Source organism: Variovorax sp. Root411 (assembly GCF_001425205.1).
In the GTDB taxonomy this organism is placed as follows: domain Bacteria; phylum Pseudomonadota; class Gammaproteobacteria; order Burkholderiales; family Burkholderiaceae_C; genus Variovorax.
The window spans coordinates 580,086-599,137 of the sequence record NZ_LMDW01000001.1 but is presented as its reverse complement, the minus strand read 5'-3'; the positions used below and the strand labels follow the sequence as shown (position 1 = coordinate 599,137).

The 19,052-nt window shown below is 65.3% G+C and carries 21 protein-coding genes; 3 read left to right on the top strand and 18 right to left on the bottom strand.

What is annotated here, in order from left to right; all coding sequences use genetic code 11:
* Window position 1 precedes the first annotated feature (1 nt).
* The 18 genes from era to ASC92_RS02585 all read right to left on the bottom strand — a co-directional run bounded on the left by era (window position 2) and on the right by ASC92_RS02585 (window position 16,464).
* The gene (era, locus tag ASC92_RS02670; RefSeq protein ID WP_056510033.1) at window positions 2–967 is read right to left on the bottom strand and encodes a GTPase Era; all 966 of its coding nucleotides are present in this window, start codon (window positions 965–967) and stop codon (window positions 2–4) included.
* A 7-nt stretch (window positions 968–974) separates the two neighbouring features.
* Window positions 975–1,661: a ribonuclease III gene (gene rnc / locus ASC92_RS02665; protein WP_056510032.1), complete on the bottom strand. Its 687-nt coding sequence runs from the start codon at window positions 1,659–1,661 to the stop codon at window positions 975–977.
* Window positions 1,662–1,678: 17 nt separating this feature from the next.
* Window positions 1,679–2,047 (bottom strand): DUF4845 domain-containing protein, encoded by a 369-nt coding sequence (locus ASC92_RS02660; RefSeq protein WP_056510031.1) that lies wholly within the window; start codon window positions 2,045–2,047, stop codon window positions 1,679–1,681.
* A gap of 34 nt (window positions 2,048–2,081) precedes the next feature.
* Window positions 2,082–3,047: a signal peptidase I gene (gene lepB, locus ASC92_RS02655; RefSeq protein ID WP_056510030.1), complete on the bottom strand. Its 966-nt coding sequence runs from the start codon at window positions 3,045–3,047 to the stop codon at window positions 2,082–2,084.
* A 9-nt stretch (window positions 3,048–3,056) separates the two neighbouring features.
* Window positions 3,057–4,868, bottom strand: coding sequence for a translation elongation factor 4 (gene lepA / locus ASC92_RS02650; protein ID WP_056510029.1), 1,812 nt, complete (start codon window positions 4,866–4,868; stop codon window positions 3,057–3,059).
* Between the two features lie 522 nt (window positions 4,869–5,390).
* Window positions 5,391–6,872 (bottom strand): DegQ family serine endoprotease, encoded by a 1,482-nt coding sequence (locus ASC92_RS02645; protein ID WP_056510027.1) that lies wholly within the window; start codon window positions 6,870–6,872, stop codon window positions 5,391–5,393.
* 97 nt (window positions 6,873–6,969) lie between these two features.
* Window positions 6,970–8,052 carry a MucB/RseB C-terminal domain-containing protein gene (locus ASC92_RS02640; RefSeq protein WP_056510026.1) on the bottom strand — a complete coding sequence of 361 codons (1,083 nt, stop codon included), beginning with the start codon at window positions 8,050–8,052 and terminating at the stop codon, window positions 6,970–6,972.
* Window positions 8,053–8,081: 29 nt separating this feature from the next.
* A complete protein-coding gene (locus ASC92_RS02635) occupies window positions 8,082–8,756 on the bottom strand; it encodes a sigma-E factor negative regulatory protein (protein ID WP_056510024.1) in 675 nt (224 codons plus the stop codon).
* A gap of 17 nt (window positions 8,757–8,773) precedes the next feature.
* Window positions 8,774–9,448 (bottom strand): RNA polymerase sigma factor RpoE, encoded by a 675-nt coding sequence (rpoE, locus tag ASC92_RS02630; protein WP_082519451.1) that lies wholly within the window; start codon window positions 9,446–9,448, stop codon window positions 8,774–8,776.
* Between the two features lie 10 nt (window positions 9,449–9,458).
* Window positions 9,459–9,941 (bottom strand): hypothetical protein, encoded by a 483-nt coding sequence (locus ASC92_RS02625; RefSeq protein ID WP_056510022.1) that lies wholly within the window; start codon window positions 9,939–9,941, stop codon window positions 9,459–9,461.
* 16 nt (window positions 9,942–9,957) lie between these two features.
* Complete coding sequence (gene fabF / locus ASC92_RS02620) at window positions 9,958–11,202, bottom strand: beta-ketoacyl-ACP synthase II (protein WP_056510020.1); 1,245 nt, start codon at window positions 11,200–11,202, stop codon at window positions 9,958–9,960.
* A 99-nt stretch (window positions 11,203–11,301) separates the two neighbouring features.
* Window positions 11,302–11,541, bottom strand: coding sequence for an acyl carrier protein (gene acpP / locus ASC92_RS02615; RefSeq protein ID WP_007830471.1), 240 nt, complete (start codon window positions 11,539–11,541; stop codon window positions 11,302–11,304).
* Window positions 11,542–11,640: 99 nt separating this feature from the next.
* Window positions 11,641–12,384 (bottom strand): 3-oxoacyl-ACP reductase FabG, encoded by a 744-nt coding sequence (gene fabG, locus ASC92_RS02610; RefSeq protein WP_056510018.1) that lies wholly within the window; start codon window positions 12,382–12,384, stop codon window positions 11,641–11,643.
* Window positions 12,385–12,413: 29 nt separating this feature from the next.
* On the bottom strand, window positions 12,414–13,367 hold the full coding sequence (gene fabD / locus ASC92_RS02605; protein ID WP_056510016.1) for an ACP S-malonyltransferase: 954 nt from the start codon (window positions 13,365–13,367) through the stop codon (window positions 12,414–12,416).
* 53 nt (window positions 13,368–13,420) lie between these two features.
* Window positions 13,421–14,401, bottom strand: coding sequence for a beta-ketoacyl-ACP synthase III (locus ASC92_RS02600; RefSeq protein WP_056510013.1), 981 nt, complete (start codon window positions 14,399–14,401; stop codon window positions 13,421–13,423).
* On the bottom strand, window positions 14,401–15,498 hold the full coding sequence (plsX, locus tag ASC92_RS02595; RefSeq protein ID WP_082519450.1) for a phosphate acyltransferase PlsX: 1,098 nt from the start codon (window positions 15,496–15,498) through the stop codon (window positions 14,401–14,403). The genes ASC92_RS02600 and plsX overlap by 1 nt, the downstream gene beginning before the upstream one ends.
* Before the next feature lie 61 nt (window positions 15,499–15,559).
* Window positions 15,560–15,742 carry a 50S ribosomal protein L32 gene (gene rpmF / locus ASC92_RS02590; protein ID WP_007830466.1) on the bottom strand — a complete coding sequence of 61 codons (183 nt, stop codon included), beginning with the start codon at window positions 15,740–15,742 and terminating at the stop codon, window positions 15,560–15,562.
* A 164-nt stretch (window positions 15,743–15,906) separates the two neighbouring features.
* The gene (locus tag ASC92_RS02585) at window positions 15,907–16,464 is read right to left on the bottom strand and encodes a YceD family protein (protein ID WP_056510012.1); all 558 of its coding nucleotides are present in this window, start codon (window positions 16,462–16,464) and stop codon (window positions 15,907–15,909) included.
* Window positions 16,465–16,545: 81 nt separating this feature from the next.
* Here ASC92_RS02585 and ASC92_RS02580 point away from each other — a divergent pair, with 81 nt between their 5' ends.
* From ASC92_RS02580 to ASC92_RS02570, 3 genes are read left to right on the top strand one after another with little or no spacing between them, the layout of a single operon-like run.
* On the top strand, window positions 16,546–17,127 hold the full coding sequence (locus ASC92_RS02580) for a Maf family nucleotide pyrophosphatase (protein ID WP_056510010.1): 582 nt from the start codon (window positions 16,546–16,548) through the stop codon (window positions 17,125–17,127).
* On the top strand, window positions 17,124–17,894 hold the full coding sequence (locus ASC92_RS02575) for an SAM-dependent methyltransferase (protein ID WP_056510009.1): 771 nt from the start codon (window positions 17,124–17,126) through the stop codon (window positions 17,892–17,894). Before ASC92_RS02580 ends, ASC92_RS02575 begins: the two co-directional genes overlap by 4 nt.
* Window positions 17,895–17,896: 2 nt before the next feature.
* Window positions 17,897–19,051, top strand: a complete 1,155-nt coding sequence (locus ASC92_RS02570; RefSeq protein WP_056510007.1) for an MFS transporter — start codon at window positions 17,897–17,899, stop codon at window positions 19,049–19,051.
* Window position 19,052: the final 1 nt, after the last annotated feature.

Here is a 19,052-nt window from a genome sequence, read left to right as displayed (position 1 = left end):
TTCATTCGTAGCCGAACGAGCGCACGCGGGCTTCGTCGTCGGCCCAACCCGAGCGCACCTTCACCCACAGTTCGAGGAACACCTTGGCGTCCGCCAGCTTCTCGAGCTCGACGCGCGTTTCCATGCCGATGCGCTTGATGCGCTCGCCCTTGTCGCCAATCACCATGGCCTTGTGGCCATCGCGCTCGACCACGATGGTGGCCGCGATGCGAAGCAGGCGCTTCTGGCCTTTTTTCTGGGGCGGCTCTTCTTCGAACTTGTCGATGATGACGGTCGAGGTGTAGGGCAGCTCGTCGCCGGTCAGGCGGAACAGCTTCTCGCGCACCAGCTCGCCGGCGAGGAATTTCTCGCTGCGGTCGGTCAGCTCGTCTTCGTCGTAGAACCAGGGCTGTTCGGGCAGGTATTTCTCGCAGATGCCGAACAGGCGCTCGACATCCTTGGCGTTCTTCGCCGACATCGGCACGAACTCGGCGAAGCTGTGCTTGGCCTGCATAGTCTGCAGCCAGGGCGCGATGTCGCCGCGGCGGTGCACGTTGTCGAGCTTGTTGGCCAGCAGCACCGTCGGGATGCCCTTGCCGAGCAGCTTGAGCACGCGCTCGTCGGCCGGCGTGAAGCTGCCGGCCTCGACCACGAACAGGATCAGGTCCACGTCGCCGACCGCGCCCTGCACGGTCTTGTTGAGCGACTTGTTCAGCGCATTGGCGTGCAGGGTCTGGAAGCCCGGCGTGTCGACGAACACGAACTGCGTCGCGCCCAGCGTGCGCATGCCCGTGATGCGGTGGCGCGTGGTCTGCGCTTTGCGCGAGGTGATGCTGATCTTCTGGCCGACCAGCGCATTGAGCAGCGTCGACTTGCCCACGTTGGGCTTGCCGACGATGGCGATGAGTCCGCAGTGCTGGGGACCGCCGGCACCCGCGTCGCCTTCTGCGTCTTCGGGTCCGGCTACGGGATTGATAGCATCGTTCATAGTGATTTCACGCGACACCGCGTGCCTTGAGCCGGATCAACATGGCAGCCGCGGCCGCCTGCTCGCCTGCGCGGCGCGAGCCGCCGATGCCGCGTTCGCGAAGCCCCAACTCGGGCACCTCGCACTCGACATCGAAAGTCTGCTTGTGCGCCGCACCCAGTGTGGCAGCCACGCGATACACCGGCAGCTTCATTTTGTGACCCTGCAGCCATTCCTGCAATTCGGTCTTCGGGTCCTTGGCCGCGGCTTCCATGCGCGGGTTGATCTCGACCGCCTCGTAGAGCCGGTGCACCAGCGCCTCGGCGGCGGCAAAGCCGGCGTCCAGATAGACCGCGCCGATCAGCGCCTCGAGCGCATCGGCCAGGATCGACGGCCGGTTGGGCCCGCCCGAGCGCGCCTCGCCCTCGCCGAGCCGCAGCAGCGGCGACAACGCCAGCCCTAGCGCCAGGCGATGCAGCGTGTCCTGCTTGACGAGGTTGGCACGCACACGTGACAGGTCGCCTTCGGGCAAAGCCGACAGGCGCATATAGAGCAGGTGCGAGACCGCCAGGTTCAGCACCGAGTCGCCGAGAAACTCGAGGCGCTCGTTGTGGTCGGCCGAAAAGCTGCGGTGCGTGAGCGCGAGCTGGAGCAGCCGCGGATCGGAGAAGGTGTGCTGGAGGCGCGCCTGCAGCGCGGCGAGGCTGCCGTCCACCTTTTTTGGCGCCGTGTTCAGTGGGTTTCGCCCTTGTACTTGAGCGTCAGGAAGGCGGGGCCGAACAGGGGGATCTCGCGTTCGTACGAGTACGACACGACCACCTTGTCGCCGACCTTCTTGATCTCGAGGTCCCTGCCGCTGACCGACTTGAAGTCGTCGATGGCCTGGGCGCGATCGAAGATCGCACGCACTTCGGGCACGGTCGCCCCTTCCTTGGCCTTGTTGGCGGCCTTGTCGATAGCCTGCCATTCGATCAGCGTCGGAATGACCTGCGCGACAACCACGCCAAGGCACCCGAGCACCACCGCGACGAACACCAAGCCGATGAACGAAATGCCGCGTTGCTGCGCAGCCCTGCTGCGAACGAACCGATGTGTTCTCATGCCCTCATACCCCTCGAACTATGCTGATGAATGCTTATTGAAACGGACCGATGCGACCCAGATCGCCGAAGTTCATCCAGACGAAGAACGCCCTGCCCACGATGTTCTTGTCCGGCACGAAGCCCCAGAAACGCGAGTCCGCCGAATTATCGCGGTTGTCGCCCATCATGAAATAGTTGCCGGCCGGCACCTTGCAGACCACGCCTTCGACCGAGTAGCGGCAGTTTTCGCGAAACGGAAAGTCGCTGGCGCCCGGAACGAAGGACGGCGCGGCTTCGTCGTTGAGCAGCTTGTGCTGCTTGCCACCCAGATCCTCCCCGTATTGCTTGAGCAGGCGCATCGATTCGTTGTCGAGGTAGTCGGCTTCCGCCACCTTGGACACCGGCTGGCCGTTGATCGTGAGCTTCTTGTTCAGGTAGGCCACTTCGTCGCCGGGAATGCCGACCACGCGCTTGATGTAGTCCATGCTCGGCTTGGGCGGGTAGCGGAACACCACCACGTCGCCGCGCGCCAGCGGCGTGCCGTCGGTGATCTTGGTGTTGATCACCGGCAGGCGCAAGCCGTAGGTGAACTTGTTGACCAGGATCAGGTCGCCGGTCAGCAGCGTGGGCATCATCGAGCCCGAGGGAATCTTGAAGGGCTCGTAGAGAAACGAGCGCAGCAGGAACACCACCAGGATCACGGGGAACAGGCCCGCGGTCCAGTCGAGCCACCAGGGCTGCATCAGCAGCCGCTCGCTCGCCTTCGCGTCGGCCGTGTCGACCTGCCTGATGCCCTGCCCGGCCAGGCGCGCATTGCGCTCGGTCAGCGACTCTTCGAGCCTTGCGGCGGCCCGTTCGCGCCGGGGCAGGAAATAGAAGCGCTCGGCCAGCCAGTAGAGGCCGGTGACCACCGTGGCCAGGAACAGCAGCAAGGCGAAGTTGCCTTCGATCGCGTTGAAATACCAGGCGCCGACATAGGCGGCAAATGCCGCGAGGACCAGGGAGGTGAGGAATGCCATTTTTTTTGATCAGTCTTCGACTTGCAGAATCGCGAGAAAGGCCTCTTGCGGGACCTCGACGGAGCCGATCTGCTTCATTCTTTTCTTGCCCGCCTTCTGCTTCTCGAGCAGCTTCTTCTTGCGGGTGATGTCGCCGCCATAGCACTTGGCCAGCACGTTCTTGCGAAGCGCCTTGATTGTCTCACGCGCAATGATGTTGACCCCGATGGCGGCCTGGATCGCCACGTCGAACATCTGGCGCGAAATGATCTCGCGCATCTTCGAGACCACCGCCCGGCCGCGGTACTGCGACTGGCTGCGGTGCACGATGATCGACAGCGCATCGACCTTCTCGCCGTTGAGCAGGATGTCGACCTTGACCACGTCGGACGCGCGATATTCCTTGAACTCGTAGTCCATCGAGGCGTAGCCGCGGCTCACCGACTTCAGCTTGTCGAAGAAGTCGAGCACGATCTCGCCGAGCGGCATCTCGTAGGTCAGCATGACCTGGCGGCCGTGGTAGGCCATGTTCATCTGCACGCCGCGCTTCTGGTTGGCCAGCGTCATGACCGCGCCGACGTATTCCTGCGGCATGTAAAGGTGCACGGTCACGATCGGCTCGCGGATCTCGCTCATCTTGCCGACGTCGGGCATCTTGGACGGGTTCTCGACCATGATGACTTCGCCGTCGTTGCGCACCACCTGGTAGACCACGCTCGGCGCGGTCGTGATCAGGTCCTGGTCGAACTCGCGCTCCAGGCGCTCTTGCACGATCTCCATGTGCAGCAGGCCGAGGAAGCCGCAGCGGAAGCCGAAGCCGAGCGCCTGGCTCACCTCGGGCTCGTAGCGCAGCGACGAATCGTTGAGCTTGAGCTTTTCGAGCGCGTCGCGCAGCGAGTCGTACTCGCTGGCCTCGGTCGGGTAGAGGCCGGCGAACACCTGCGGCTGGATTTCCTTGAAGCCCGGCAGCGCCTCGGTCGCGGTGGCGGCCGCGCCGCCGGTGCCCGGCCTGATCAGCGTCACCGTGTCGCCGACCTTGGCAGCCTGCAGTTCCTTGATGCCCGCGATGATGTAGCCCACTTCGCCGGCTTCGAGCGAAGGACGCGGTTCGTTGGCGGGCGTGAAGACGCCGATGTTGTCGGCGTTGTACATGGCGCCGGACGCCATCATCTTGATGCGCTCGCCCTTCACCAGTCGGCCATCGACCACGCGCACCAGCATGACGACGCCGACGTAGGCATCGAACCAGCTGTCGACGATCATCGCGCGCAGCGGGCCGTCGGGATTGCCGCGCGGCGCGGGCATCCGGGCGACGACGGCTTCGAGGATCTCGTCGATGCCCATGCCGGTCTTGGCGGAGCACGGAATCGCATCGGTCGCGTCGATGCCGATCACGTCTTCGATTTCGGTGCGCGCGTTGTCGGGATCCGCGTTGGGCAAATCCATCTTGTTGAGCACGGGCACCACTTCGACGCCGAGGTCGAGAGCGGTGTAGCAGTTGGCCACCGTCTGCGCTTCGACGCCTTGCGATGCATCGACCACGAGCAGCGCACCTTCGCATGCAGACAGCGAGCGGCTCACTTCATACGAGAAGTCGACGTGGCCCGGCGTGTCGATCAGATTGAGGTTGTAGACCTGCCCGTCGCGTGCCTTGTAGTGCAACGCAGCGGTCTGTGCCTTGATGGTTATCCCACGCTCTTTTTCGATGTCCATCGAGTCGAGCACCTGAGCTTCCATCTCGCGTTCTGCGAGGCCGCCGCAACGCTGGATCAAACGGTCTGCGAGCGTCGACTTGCCGTGGTCGATGTGCGCAATGATCGAAAAATTTCTGATGTGATTCATCAACGGGAACGCTTAAGTACTTGAATTGGCTCGTGCGCAGAGTGCGACAGGCAAGAAAAAAGGGCGCGTCTTCTGGAGACGCGCCCTGAACCAACAAGCAATGGCAACTGCAGTAGTTGGAACTTCATTGTAGGCAAAAAGGGAAGCACGTACATCCGGGAACAGGGTCCAAAGGGGTCGTTGCAGGTCCACAACATCAAAGATATGAACAGGTTATCAACAGAATCGGTGGAGCACTTGCTGAACAACTTGTGGGCGATCTGTGGAGCACCGGTGGACTGCTGTCTGACATCTCGCATCGTGAAGGTCAGGACACTCCTTATGCACTGACCGCCCGCCGCGGATGCCCTATTCTACCGAAATCCGTCCTAAGCCTTCTGATAAGTTAGTGGTCGCAAACAAAAATTGGCATTTTCAGACCGTCAGATTTTTTTCCAGGCTGGCGCCAGAACGTCGCAAACCCCTCAAAAAAACGGCCCCAAACCCGACTGCCGGGTGGGGCCACTTGACGCCAACGCCGGATCAGCGTGCAGGACGAATCAGCGCGTACTGCGCCCAATCGCCACGCCGGAACAGCACGCTGAGCGCCTTGCTCTTGTCGGCTTTGCCGACGGCCGACTCGAATTCGCGGGCGTTCGAGACCTCGACATTCGCCACCGCCAGGATGATGTCGCCCTCGCGCAGGCCCGCACGGGCCGCGGCGTCACTGGCCGCATCGACCTTCACGCCGCCCTTCAGCTTGAGCTCTTTCTTCTGCGCGTCGGTGAGATCGCTCACGGCCAGGCCAAGCGACTTGAGGGCAGCGGATGCCGGCGGCTTCGGCGCCGGCTCGTCGCGGTCGCTCGCGCGTTTGCCAGGCTTGTCGGGCTCGATCTCGGCAATGGTCACGCTGAGGTCGCGCGAAGCACCGCGGCGAAACACCGTGAGCGTGCTCTTGGTGCCCGGCTTGGTGTTGCCCACCAGGCGCGGCAGGTCGCTTGGCTTGTCGATGGCCTTGCCGTCGAACTTTGTGATGACGTCGCCCGGCTCCACGCCGGCCTTCTCGCCCGGCGAGCCGGCTTCGACGCCGCGCACCAGCGCGCCCTGCGCCTTGCTGAGGCCGATGGCTTCGGCCACGTCCTTGGTCACCTGGTCGATCTGCACGCCGATGCGGCCGCGCGAAACGCGCCCCGAGGTGCGCAGTTGCTCGCTCACGCGGATCGCCTCATCGATCGGGATCGAGAACGAGATGCCCATGAAACCGCCCGAGCGCGAGTAGATCTGGCTGTTGATGCCGACCACTTCGCCGCGCATGTTGATCAGCGGGCCGCCCGAGTTGCCGGGGTTGATGGCCACGTCGGTCTGGATGAACGGCAGGTATTCGCCGGTGTCGCGCTGCTTTGCGCTCACGATGCCGGCGGTGACGGTGTTCTCGAGGCCGAAGGGCGAGCCGATGGCCATCACCCATTCGCCGACGCGCAGCTTGGAGATGTCGCCGACCTTCACCGCGGGCAGGCCCGTGGCCTCGATCTTGACGACCGCGACGTCGGTGCGCTTGTCGGCGCCGATGATCTTGGCCTTGAACTCGCGCTTGTCGGTCAGCGTGACCAGCACTTCGGAGGCGTCCTCGACCACGTGCGCGTTGGTCATCACGTAGCCGTCGGCCGTGAGGATGAAACCGGAGCCCACGCCGCGCGGACGCTCCTCTTCCTGCGGCTGCTGCGGCCGGTTCGGCCGCGGGGTCGAGCGCGGCGTACCGGGCAGCGGCTGGCCGAAGAAGCGGCGAAAGAACTCCTGCATTTCCTCGTCCATCTCGCCGTTGCCGCCGCGCTGCGCGACCTTTTCGACAGTGCGGATGTTGACCACGGAGGGGCCGACCTGGTCGACCAGGTCGGTGAAATCGGGCAGTGTGCGCGTCTGCGCATGGGCCGGCTCGACCGGCAGGAATGTGGCGCCAGCTGTCAGTGCGAGCATTAGAGCCAGCAGGCCGGAACGAAACTTGTGTCCCTCGACTTTGAAGATCATCGGTTTTCTTTCAAAAGAACAGAGCGGCTGAATCAAACAAGTGCTGTGAGTCTGCACCGCGCGCTTGGTTCAGCGCAATCGGCGGTTGTGCGGCCCGTCAGCGCGTACGCGCGAGACTTTGGGCGAATGCATTGAGCGTCTGCTGCGGCACCTCGCCGACCGCGGTCAGCCACCAGTCGCCGGCCGGTTCGGGCAGACGCCGGCGGATGGCATTGGTCGCGCCGATGGTCAGCACGCCGTCGCGCGGCGCGCGCGCCGCGTCGTAGCGCTCGATGAAGAGCGACACCGAGGCCAGGCCATCGGAGAAGGTCCACTGGACCGTGGCCGCGTCCTGCTTCGGCTTGCCGCCGCTGCCTTCGCTGCCTGCTGTCGGACGGCGGAAGAAGCTTCGGGGCTTGAATCCGGCCACAGGTGTTCGCAGCATCCAGCCTTCGTCCTGCGCGTTGCTGCGCTCGAGCTCCAGCTTCTCGACGCGGTAGCCCGAGGTGTTGGACATCATCTGCGAGAGCGCCTGCGCCTTCACCGGGGCATCGAGCTGCAGTTCGGAGAAGGCCGATTGCTCCACCACGCGGGACTCGCTGTCGACGGTCTGCAGCTTCACCACCAGGCCCGAGCGGCGCTCGCTCCAGATGCGGTAGCCGAAGCGCAGTCCATCGTGCGGCACCAACTGCACCACGTCGGCGTCGAAACCGGCCACGCGGTCCTTGCCGATCGCGCGCACGTCGTAGAAATCGCCGATCGACGAATCGGGCTGGTCCGGCAGGTTCGGGAAGAGATCGAGGTTCTCGCGCTTCTCGACCTTCACTACCTTTGCCTCCGGCAGGAAGGTCATGACATTGCGGTTGCGCCGGAAGGTCGAGCGCGGCGGCCCCGACAGGGCTTCGATGCGTTCGATCTGGTGCTCGCCGTCGCGCACATGCCAGATGCGTGCGCTCGACAGATCGCCGCCCGGCGCTGACACCACGAAGGTGCCCACATAGTTGCGCTGCCGGGCGCCCGCGTGCATGCGCTGCAGCCACTCGGTCACGCCCATGGCCGGCGGCTCGTCCGTCTGTGCGGTGGCCGCACTCTTCGCATTTGCAGCGCCCGAGCGGGTCTGCGCGGTGGCAGCCTGCGCAAGGCAGAAAGCGGCAAACACAAGCACGCAGGCGCGTGCGGAGATCGGCATCTGAACGGTCATTGCGGGCGGCGGGTAGGAGTTGCGCGCGCTCAGCGCGTCGGTCCCTCGAAAGTGGCATTGCGCAGGAAACCCGAAGGCATTTGCGATGCGCCACCGGCCTGCTGGTGCGCCTCGAGCAGTTGGTCGAGCCGCGGATCGCGCAACATGACTTGAGGATTGCCATTGCCCACGAGCACGCGGGTCGGGGTCAGCACGCTGCCGGCGGGCTGCGGGCTGTTGACCGCTGCTGCCGCCAGCACCGAATTCACCGCCGGCTGCTGTTGCTGCGGGACCGACGCCAGCTGCGCGCCTCCCTGCGGAACCGCAGTGCCGTTGCCGACCAGGGTCCAACTGATGGCGGCCACGGCCATCAGCGACGCGGCGCCGGCCACCAGCTTCCAGCGGAACACCGGCTCGTTGGCCGCTTCCGCCCTGCGCTGCACAGGCTGCGCCACCGATGCGGCGACCGGCGTCGACGCAGGGGCGACCATCACGGGCTCCGCCGCCAACCGCTGCTGGAAGCGCGCCAGAAATGCGGAGGTGTCGCTGCACGGCGAATGCGAACCCGAACGCAGCACGTCGCCTGTGACGTGGAAGGCCTGCCATGCCGCCCGCGCCTCGCCATCGGCGCAGATTGCTTCGATCGCCTGCGCGAACGCCTCGCCCTGCAAATGACCATCCGCAAGTGCGGACACCTGTTCCCGAACCGTCATCGTCTGATTCATTTCATTCACCTGCTTACTTACCAACGCTTGCCGGACTGGTTGTCCAGCAGTGGCTTGACCCTGGCCGAAATGGCCTCGCGCGCCCGGAAAATACGCGAACGCACCGTACCGATGGGGCAATCCATGACCTCGGCAATCTCTTCGTAACTCATGCCCTCGATCTCACGCAGCGTGACCGCCTGGCGCAGCTCGGCAGGGAGCGCCTCCATGGCTGCCTCGACGGCACTGGCGATTTCGTTCGCCGCCATGACCGATTCGGGGGTTTCGTCGGTGGTTGGTTCGTTTCCGGGACGGTAAGTTTCATCGTCGTCCTCAGAAGAAGGCCTCAGGGCGGCCTCGGAAATGGTTGGATCGCGCTTCATGTCCACCAGCGCCTTTTTGGCGGTGTTGACGGCGATCCGGTAGAGCCAGGTGTAGAACTGCGCTTCGCCGCGGAACTGGTGCAACGCGCGGTAGGCGCGAATGAAGGTTTCCTGCGCGATGTCCTCGACCAGGTCGACGTCGCGCACCATCCGCCCGATCAGCCGCTCGATGCGGCGCTGGTACTTGATGACCAGCAGTTCGAACGCCTTCTGGTCGCCCGCGACGGTACGCTGGACCAGCTGGAAATCGACCTCGCCCGGACGCGGCGCCGCGGCGGGCACATCGGTCAGGCCGGATTCCGGCGGCACGGGAGGCACGGAAGTGGTCATCGACGGGGGTTCAGGGCGCGTCGGCCGCCGCCGTCGCGCGCCAGGGATCGCCAGCAGGTTCCGCGGACGGGGCGCGCGAATATAGGGCGCGGCGCACGTCGCGCCAGCGCTCCGGCATGGCCCGTTGCTCGATCCATATCCAGCGCCGGGCGCGGCCCGGCTCGCTGAGCCGCACCAGCATCAGCGACTGGAAGTCGAGCGCCACAAACGCCCGGGCGACATGCACGGCGTGGGAGGCATGCGCTTGCGTCAGCGACCACTGGTGGCCGTCGAAATGCAGCACGCCCGCGCCATCGCGCCGCAAACCGAAGCCTGCGGCGACGCCCGCAAACACGACACTGAAAACCAGCAGCAGCTGGCGCCATCCGGCGCTATCGAAGAGATAGCAGGACGCGCCCGCACAGCAAGCGCCCAGGGCCCAGAGAACAACGAGAATCCGGGTTGCGCCACGCGAGCGCCCCACCGGATAGGTCACCGACGGCGCGCTGTGCATGAAAGAGCAATGCTGCTCAAGCGCGCTTGAACACCAGCGTGCCGTTGGTGCCGCCGAATCCGAAGTTGTTCTTGACCGCGACATCGATCTTCAGATCGCGCGCCTCGTTGGCGCAGTAGTCGAGATCGCACTCCGGATCCTGGTTGAAGATGTTGATGGTCGGCGGGCTCTTCTGCTCGTGCAGCGCCATCACCGTGAACACCGATTCGATGCCACCCGCACCGCCCAGCAAGTGGCCGGTCATGGACTTGGTCGAATTCACGACGAGCTTCTTCGCGTGATCGCCGAACGCCAGCTTGACCGCATTGGTCTCGTTGAGGTCGCCGATCTGCGTCGAGGTGCCGTGCGCGTTGAGGTACTGCACCTGGTCGGCATTGACCCCGGCGTTGGCCAGTGCCATGGCCATCGAACGGCGGGGGCCGTCGACGTCGGGCGCGGTCATGTGGTACGCGTCGCCCGTCAGGCCGAAGCCCGCGACCTCGGCGTAGATCTTGGCGCCGCGCGCCTTGGCGTGTTCGTACTCCTCGAGCACCAGCACGCCGGCGCCCTCGCCCAGCACGAAACCGTCGCGGTCCTTGTCCCACGGGCGCGAGGCCGTGGCGGGATCGTCGTTGCGCGTGCTCAACGCGCGAGGCGCGGTGAAGCCGCCGATGCCGAGCGGGGAAATGGTCGATTCCGCACCGCCTGCGATCATCACGTCGGCGTCGCCGTATTCGATCATGCGTGCCGACGTGCCGATGGCATGCAGGCCGGTGGTGCAAGCGGTCACGACGGCGATGTTCGGGCCCTTGAAGCCGTACTTGATCGACACATGGCCCGAGATCATGTTGATGATCGACGCCGGCACGAAGAACGGCGAAATGCGGCGCGGGCCGCGACTCGCGTATTCGCCGTGCGTCTGTTCGATCATCGGCAGTCCGCCAATGCCCGAGCCGATGTTGCAGCCGATGCGCACGGCTTTTTCATAGGGCAGCGCTTCGCCGGTCGGCAGTCCGCTGTCCTGCACCGCCTGGATGGCGGCGGCGAGTCCCAGATGAATGAAGCGGTCCATGTGGCGCGCTTCTTTCTCCGAGATGTATTGGGTGATGTCGAAACCTTTGACCTCACCGGCGAACTTGCAGGCAAAGGCGCTTGCATCGAACGCGGTGATGTTCGCAATACCCGACTTCCCGGCCAACAGGTTGGCCCAGGATTCGGTTGCGGTGTTTCCGACAGGAGCGATGCAACCGAGTCCGGTCACGACGACGCGGCGTTTGGTCATGCCGGCAAACCTTTCTGGAAGCGCTGAACAGTTGCCTGTCGGCGCGAGCGGTTCAAGTGAAAGCCGCCGGCCGCAGTTGCAATCTTGTCAGCTGGCCTATCAGGCCTTTTGATTCTTGGTGGCGTAGTCGACGGCGTTTTGCACCGTGGTGATCTTCTCGGCATCTTCGTCGGGAATTTCGATGCCGAACTCATCTTCGAGTGCCATCACGAGTTCGACCGTGTCGAGCGAGTCCGCGCCGAGGTCGGCCACGAAGGCCTTTTCATTCGTCACTTGGGACTCTTCCACGCCGAGCTGCTCGGCGATGATTTTCTTGACACGTGCTTCGATATCGCTCATTTGGTTCCCTCTGAGGGTTGTAGGTAATCGGTGGATTTTAGCCGGGGCGCATTGTGGCATTTGCCGTGCGACCGGTACGGGGAAATTTGCGCCTTGCGGCTACATGTGCATGCCGCCGTTGACGTGCAGCTCCTGCCCCGTGACGTAGGACGCCTGGGGGGATGCGAGGTAAGCCACCGCGTGCGCGATGTCGGCCGGTTTGCCCAGGTGGCCCAGCGGGATCTGCTGGAGCAGCGCCTGCTGCTGGGCCTCGGGAAGACTGGCCGTCATGTCGGTTTCGATGAAACCGGGTGCGACGCAGTTGACGGTGATGTTGCGGCTGCCGAGTTCGCGGGCCAGCGCGCGGGTCATGCCCGCAACGCCGGCCTTGGCTGCCGCGTAATTGGCCTGGCCAGCGTTGCCGGAAGCGCCGACCACGCTGGTGATGCTGATGATGCGGCCATAGCGCTGTTTCATCATCGGGCGGATCACTGCGCGCGAAAGCGAGAAGACGGCCTTGAGGTTGGTGTCGAGTACCGCATCCCAGTCGCTGTCCTTCATGCGCATGGCGAGCGTGTCGCGCGTGATGCCAGCGTTGTTCACCAGCACGTGGATCGCGCCGTAGGCCTGCACGATCTCATCGATCAGGGCCTCGACGGCGGCGCCGTCATTCACGTCGAGTGCACGGCCGCGGCCGTCGAAGGCGCTGAGTGCCGAGGTGATCTTGGCCGCGCCGTCGTCGGTGGTGCCGGTGCCCACGACCTTGAGGCCGCGCTGCGCCAGTTCCAGCGCGATCGCCGCGCCGATGCCGCGCGTTGCGCCGGTGACGAGGGCGACTTGCCCTTCGAATTTGGGAATGCTCATAAGAAAAAGTGTCGGGGCCTTGCGCCGGCTCAGCCGGCGAGCGATTGTCGGGTGTCCGCGAGCGTGGCCGGGTCGTACACCGACGCGGCTTCCAGATCGGGGGCGATGCGCTTCACCATGCCGGCCAGCACCTTGCCGGGCCCGCATTCGATGATGGCGGCTACACCGCGCAGTTTCAAGGCCTGCACGCTCTCGACCCAGCGCACCGGGCCGGCAGCCTGCCGCACCAGGGCGTCGCGAATGCGGTTGGCATCGGTTTCAACGGCAACGTCGACGTTGTTCAGCACGGGAATCTGTGGCGCGGCCAGTTCGATGGAAGCCAGCTTCTCGCGCAATGCTTCGGCCGCGGGCTTCATGAGGCTCGAATGGAACGGAGCCGAAACCGGCAGCAACAGCGCGCGCTTGGCGCCGTTGGCCTTGAGCAGTTCGCAGGCCTTGTCGACCGCGGCCTTGCTACCGGCGATCACGGTCTGCATCGGGTCGTTGAAATTCACCGCCTCGACGATTTCCGCACTGCCGGCGCCAAAGCTCGCCGTGGCTTCCGCACACCCTGCCACCACCTTGCCCGACTCCATGCCAAGCACCGCAGCCATTGCGCCAACGCCGACAGGCACCGCCTGCTGCATCGCCTGCGCACGGAAGCGCACCAGCGGCGCGGCCTGCGCGAGCGTGAGCACGCCCGAAGCCACCAGCGCGGAATACTCGCCAAGCGAATGGCCGGCCACGACGGAAGGCGCCGCGCCTCCCTCTGCCAGCCAGGCACGCCACGCGGCCACGCCGGCAACCAGCATCACGGGCTGGGTGTTGGTGGTGAGCGCCAACTCTTCCTTGGGACCATTCTTGATGAGCGCACCGATGTCTTCGCCGAGCGCTTCGGAAGCTTCGCGAAGCGTTTCGGCCACGGCCGGATGATCGCCCCAGGCATCGAGCATGCCGACCGCCTGCGAGCCCTGACCCGGAAAGACAAAAGCAAAGGATTTCATTGTTTCATGCGCCATCTCGCACGCAGCCACCCTCTTCCGGGCGCTGCAATGCACTACAGGTTCAATAGCACCGCACCCCAGGTGAAGCCGCCGCCCACGCCTTCGAGCATGAGTGTCTGACCCTTCTTCACCTTGCCGGAGCGCACGCCCTCATCGAGCGCCAGCGGAATCGATGCAGCGGAGGTGTTGCCGTGCTCGTTCACCGTGACGATCAATCTATCGCGCGGCAGCCTCAGCTTCTTCGCCGTGCCTTCCATGATGCGGATGTTGGCCTGGTGCGGAATGAGCCAGTCGATATCGGCTTCAGTCTTGCCGGCCTTGGCCAGCGTGGTGCGCGCCGCTTCCTCGAGCACGCGCACTGCGAGCTTGAAGACGGCCTGGCCATCCATGTGCAGCAGCGGCGTGCCCAGCACGTTGCCGCCGGATACATGGCCCGGCACGCAAAGAATGCCGACGTGCTTTCCGTCCGCATGCAGATCGCTGGCCAGGATGCCGGGCGCTTCACTGGCCTCGAGCACCACCGCGCCCGCGCCATCGCCGAACAGCACGCAGGTGGTGCGGTCGTTGAAGTCGAGGATGCGGGAGAACACTTCGGCGCCCACCACCAGTGCGCAGCGCGCGGAGCCGGTGCGGATCATCGCGTCGGCGACGGTGAGCGCATAGACGAAGCCGCTGCAGACCGCCTGGACGTCGAATGCCGGGCAGCCGGCGATGCCGAGCTTGTTCTGCAGGATGGCGGCCGACGACGGGAACACCATGTCGGGCGTCGAGGTCGCGACGATGATCAGGTCGACGTCGCTGGCCTTGCGGCCGGCGGCTTCCAGAGCGTGCCGGGCTGCTTCGAAACCAAGGTCACTGCTCGTGACGTCCGGCGCGGCGAAGTGCCGCGCATGGATGCCGGTGCGTTCGACGATCCACTGGTCGGAAGTTTCGATGCCGCGCGTCGCCAGATCCTTGGCGAGATCGTCATTGGTCACGCGGCGTGGAGGCAGGTAGCTGCCGGTGCCGGTAATGCGTGAGTAAGGAGGGGTCATCAAACGTGAAGGGCCGTCGCGTCGACCGGCGCCGCCGGATCCTGCCGTGCGAGCAAAGGCGCGGCGTGGGCGATGCGGGCCCGCACGCGATCGAGCAGGTTGTTGCGAGCGGCATCATAAGCGCGATCCAGCGCATGGCCGAAAGCCACTTCGTCAGCCGAGCCATGGCTCTTGAAAACCAGGCCACGCAGGCCCAGGAGCGCCGCACCGTTGTACCGCCGGTGATCCAGGCGAGTTTTAAATGCTTTTAGAACCGGGTAAGCAACAATAGCGGCGAGTTTCGTGAAAACGCTTCGCGAGAACTCGACTCGAATGAACTCGCCGATCATCGAAGCCACGCCTTCGCTGGCTTTCAAAGCGACGTTTCCGACAAACCCGTCACAGACGACGATGTCGGTGGTGCCCTTGAAGATATCGTTGCCTTCCACGTTGCCGTAGAAATTCAGATCTTTGGAATTGGCGGCCGTACGTAGCAGTTGGCTTGCTTTTTTAATCGTTTCACTGCCTTTGATGGCTTCTTCGCCAATATTGAGCAAGCCGACCGAAGGTGCCTCGTTGCCGGTCAATGCCGAAACCAGGGCCGAGCCGAGCACCGCGAACTGAAGCAGGTCTTCGGCATCGCAGTCGACGTTTGCGCCCAGGTCGAGCACCGTCGTCGCCCCGCCCTTCGCGTTCGGCAACTGCGGGGCGATGGCCGGGCGATCGATGCCCTCCAGCGTCTTGAGCAGGTAGCGCGCAATTGCCATCAGGGCACCCGTGTTGCCAGCTGAGACGGCTGCTTGGGCAGCGCCGTCCTTGACCTGCTGGATCGCCACGCGCATTGAAGAGTCTTTCTTCTTGCGCAGGGCTATTTCAATCGGATCGTCCATGCCCACAACTTCGCTGGCAGCGACGATGCGGGCCCGCGGATGCGCGGCAAACCCCGCCAGTGCAGCCGGCGCGCCGACCAACAACAACGAGGCTTCGCTGTGCCGCTCGAGAAACGCGCGGCAGGCCGCGAGCGTGACGCGCGGCCCATGGTCGCCCCCCATGCAATCCACGGCGAGCGTGATTGCGGAAGGCGCAGCAGTGATTTCGGGAGAAAAAGGCGTAGCCATCAAAACAAAGGCCCGACGCTACGACAGAAGTAGCTTCGGGCCTTGGCCTTGGGGTGCGAGATCAGGCTTCAGACTTGTTCTTGAGCACCTGGCGGCCACGGTAGAAACCGTTGGGGCTGATGTGGTGGCGCAGGTGCGTTTCGCCGGTGGTCGGCTCCACGGCGATGCCGGGCACGACCAGCGCATTGTGGGAACGGTGCATGCCGCGCTTGGAAGGCGACTTCTTGTTTTGCTGGACGGCCATGATGGCTCCTGGACTGTTAGGTGAGTGATTGGATGCGCTCTCTTGCGGTGGCAATACAGAAACTTCAGCGGCATGTATGGAATGCCCCTCTCGTTGCTAACTGTATCGCTGCTCACGGCGGCGCGCGCGAAGCCCATGATTATAGCCCAGACGGCGGAAAAGGGCTACTCCCCCTCTTCCGGCTTGCGCGAACGCAACGCACCCAGCACCGCAAAAGGGTTCGGCTTGGCTTCTTCGGCTGCCTTGAAGTCTTCGTCGCTGGACGAAAGCTGCACCGGCGTCGGGCAGACATCGTGGGCGGGCATGACGGGGATTTCCATCAGCAGTTCGTCCTCAATCAGGGCGTGCAGGTCGAAATCCCGGCTCACGACGAGCAGGTCTTCCTCGGATTCTTCGTCTTGCGCCTCGGCCGTGGCCTCATCGGCCACGAAGCGGAACCAGCGATCCACCGACAGCAGGGAATCGACGGGCGAGAGGCAGCGCTGGCAAACCAGCGGGACGACCGCTTCGGCCTCCAAATGGAGCCAGGGCGTTGCCTTGCCGTCCGCGCCGGGGCGTTCTTCCCCATGGGCCGTCCACCGGACCAACGCATCGGGGGCCGGAATGGCCAGTTCGGCGACCAGGCGCTCATAGTCAGGAACCGGGTCGGCGGCTTCCAGGGTGGCGGCAGCGGCGGTGAAGCCCGGCACATTGAGCCGTTCGGGGGCAAATTCTCTCTTCATCCGCGGCAGTCTAGCGCGCCGGACGTTCCCCCGGCGCGGGACGTAGCGCAGGGTCTTGAGCGGCTCACGCACAATCGTCCCATGCAACGCACCGTGATCCTCGCCTCGACCTCGCGCTACCGCCGCGAATTGCTCACCCGACTGCGCCTGCCCTTCGATGTGCACTCACCGGAAGTCGATGAAACACCTCTTGCCGGCGAAACACCACATGACCTCGCCGTTCGCCTCGCGCTGGAAAAGGCCAACGCAGTGGCCGCCCGCTTTCCCGACGCCGTGGTGATCGGTTCCGACCAGGTGGCCGACCTGGCGGGCGAAGCGCTCGGCAAGCCCGGCGACCATGCCCGCGCCACCGCCCAGCTGCGCCGCATGCGCGGCCAGACGCTGATCTTTCAGACAGCCGTGGCCGTCGTCTGTCACGCCACCGGCTTCGCCCAGCGCGACATCGCGCCCGTGCGCGTGGTGTTTCGCAACCTCACCGACACCGCCATCGAACACTATCTGCAAGCCGAGCAGCCCTATGACTGCGCCGGCAGTGCCAAGAGCGAAGGCCTGGGCATCGCATTGCTGAGCGCCATCGACAGCGACGACCCGACCGCACTGGTCGGCCTGCCGCTGATCCGCACCTGCCAGATGCTGCGCGCCGCGGGGGTCGATCTGCTGTGACACAACAAAAAGGCAAGCTCTACCTCGTGCCCGCGCCGCTCGACTTCGGCTGCGACGTGCAAGCCCCGCTGCAGGACGCCTTGCCGCTGGGCACGCTGCAAACGGCCGCCGGCATCACCCACTGGATCTGCGAGAACGCGAAATCCGCCCGCGCCTATCTCAAGCGCATCGACGCGGTCGCGCCGCTGGCTGCACCACTGCAGGCTCAGGCCATCCAGGAACTGCCGCGCGAAGTGCACAAGAAAGGCGATCATGCCGGCCAGTTCGATGCTCGCCCCCTGCTGGCCGCCGCGCTCGAAGGCCACGACATCGGCCTGCTAAGCGAAGCCGGCATGCCGGCGGTGGCCGATCCGGGCTCCTCGGTGGCGCGCGCCGCGCACGACCTGGGCATCACGGTGGTGCCGCTGACCGGCCCCGTTTCACTGCTGCTGGCGCTTGCAGCAAGCGGGCTCAATGGCCAGAACTTCGCCTTCGTCGGCTACCTGCCGCAGGACGCCGTTGAACGCCAGACCCGCATCCGCGAGCTCGAAGCGCTCGCGCTCAAGTCCGGCCAGACGCAGCTGTTCATCGAAACGCCCTACCGCAACGCCGCGCTGTTGCAGGCGCTCGTGCAGACCCTGCAGCACAACACCCGGCTCGCCGTGGCGCGCGGCCTGACGCTCGCCACGGCCCATGTGCGCAGCGAAACGATCAAGTCCTGGCGCGCCGCCAAGCCGCAAGCCACGACAGACGAACGCCTGCCCGCCGTGTTCGCCATCGGCCGCTGACGATGGGCGGCGTTACCGCAGCCACGCGCTGGGCATCGCGCGCGCAGTTCTTTTGCGCCGGCTTCATCTTCGCGACCTGGGGCGTGCACGTGCCGACGGTGAAGGCGCACTACGGCATCGACGAAGCGCAGCTCGGCCTGGCGATGCTCGCGGCCGGTGCCGGCGCGATGTTCGGCCTGACCAGCGCGGGCCGCTGGATCGGACGCCACGGCCCGCGCCGCGTGGCCGGCATCTGCGGCTGTATCTACGCGCTGCTGCTGGCCGGCCTGATCGCAATGCCTGGCTATGCTGCCCTGCTGGGCCTGCTGGCCGCCTTCGGCCTCGTGACCAGCGTGTTCGACGTGTCGATCAACACCGAGGCGGCGCAGCTCGAACTGCATGGCGACACGCCCTTGATGAGCGGCATGCATGGCATGTTCAGCCTGGGCGGCATGGCCGGCGCCGCGAGCGGCAGCGCCGCGCTGGCAGCCGGACTCGGCGCGCAGGCGCACCTGCTGCTGGTCGCCGCAGCAATGGCGCTGCTCGTCGCGGCGGCCTCGACGCGCATGCTGCCCAGAGCCGCCACCAGCGGCGCCACCGAGGCTGACCATGGTTTCCTGCTGCCCCGTGGCGCGCTCGCGGTACTGGGCGTGCTGGCCGCGCTGGGACTGATCGCCGAGGGCGCCATCTACGACTGGAGCGTGCTCTACATGCAGCAGGAAATCGGCAGCCCGCAGCAACAGGCCGCGCTCGCCTATGCGAGCTTCTCGGCCGCAATGGCGGCGGCGCGTTTCGGCGGCGACGCGATGCGCGCCCGCTTCGCCCCGACCACGCTGCTGCTCGGCAGCGGCCTCCTGGCAGCGCTAGCGATGACGCTGGTGCTGGTCACCGACCTGCCGTGGCTGGCGCTGATCGGCTTCGCGGGCGTGGGCGTCGGCTTTGCGAACGTGGTGCCGATCCTGTTCTCGGCCTCGGCGAAGGTGCCGGGCATCGAGCCCGCGCGTGGCATTGCATCGGTCTCGGCCCTGGCGTACCTGGGATTCATGGCAGGCCCGGCGGTGATCGGGCTGCTGGCGCGGGCGACCTCGCTGACCGCCGCGCTCTATGTGGTCGTGGCCTTCGCCGCGGCGCTGGCGGCGTCGGCGCGCTACACCGCCGGCGGCGCGAACAACAAATAAG

Coding starts and splice junctions, on each gene's coding strand:
- fabG (WP_056510018.1), bottom strand. CDS start 12,384: ATGAGCATTCCCAAATTCGAAGGGCAAGTCGCCCTCGTCACCGGCGCA.
- ASC92_RS02600 (WP_056510013.1), bottom strand. CDS start 14,401: ATGACCCCTCCTTACTCACGCATTACCGGCACCGGCAGCTACCTGCCT.
- era (WP_056510033.1), bottom strand. CDS start 967: ATGAACGATGCTATCAATCCCGTAGCCGGACCCGAAGACGCAGAAGGC.
- ASC92_RS02585 (WP_056510012.1), bottom strand. CDS start 16,464: ATGAAGAGAGAATTTGCCCCCGAACGGCTCAATGTGCCGGGCTTCACC.
- ASC92_RS02660 (WP_056510031.1), bottom strand. CDS start 2,047: ATGAGAACACATCGGTTCGTTCGCAGCAGGGCTGCGCAGCAACGCGGC.
- ASC92_RS02570 (WP_056510007.1), top strand. CDS start 17,897: ATGGGCGGCGTTACCGCAGCCACGCGCTGGGCATCGCGCGCGCAGTTC.
- rpmF (WP_007830466.1), bottom strand. CDS start 15,742: ATGGCCGTCCAGCAAAACAAGAAGTCGCCTTCCAAGCGCGGCATGCAC.
- fabD (WP_056510016.1), bottom strand. CDS start 13,367: ATGAAATCCTTTGCTTTTGTCTTTCCGGGTCAGGGCTCGCAGGCGGTC.
- acpP (WP_007830471.1), bottom strand. CDS start 11,541: ATGAGCGATATCGAAGCACGTGTCAAGAAAATCATCGCCGAGCAGCTC.
- rpoE (WP_082519451.1), bottom strand. CDS start 9,448: ATGACCACTTCCGTGCCTCCCGTGCCGCCGGAATCCGGCCTGACCGAT.
- ASC92_RS02580 (WP_056510010.1), top strand. CDS start 16,546: ATGCAACGCACCGTGATCCTCGCCTCGACCTCGCGCTACCGCCGCGAA.
- ASC92_RS02645 (WP_056510027.1), bottom strand. CDS start 6,872: ATGATCTTCAAAGTCGAGGGACACAAGTTTCGTTCCGGCCTGCTGGCT.
- lepB (WP_056510030.1), bottom strand. CDS start 3,047: ATGGCATTCCTCACCTCCCTGGTCCTCGCGGCATTTGCCGCCTATGTC.
- fabF (WP_056510020.1), bottom strand. CDS start 11,202: ATGACCAAACGCCGCGTCGTCGTGACCGGACTCGGTTGCATCGCTCCT.
- lepA (WP_056510029.1), bottom strand. CDS start 4,868: ATGAATCACATCAGAAATTTTTCGATCATTGCGCACATCGACCACGGC.
- ASC92_RS02635 (WP_056510024.1), bottom strand. CDS start 8,756: ATGAATCAGACGATGACGGTTCGGGAACAGGTGTCCGCACTTGCGGAT.
- ASC92_RS02640 (WP_056510026.1), bottom strand. CDS start 8,052: ATGACCGTTCAGATGCCGATCTCCGCACGCGCCTGCGTGCTTGTGTTT.
- plsX (WP_082519450.1), bottom strand. CDS start 15,498: ATGGCTACGCCTTTTTCTCCCGAAATCACTGCTGCGCCTTCCGCAATC.
- ASC92_RS02625 (WP_056510022.1), bottom strand. CDS start 9,941: ATGCACAGCGCGCCGTCGGTGACCTATCCGGTGGGGCGCTCGCGTGGC.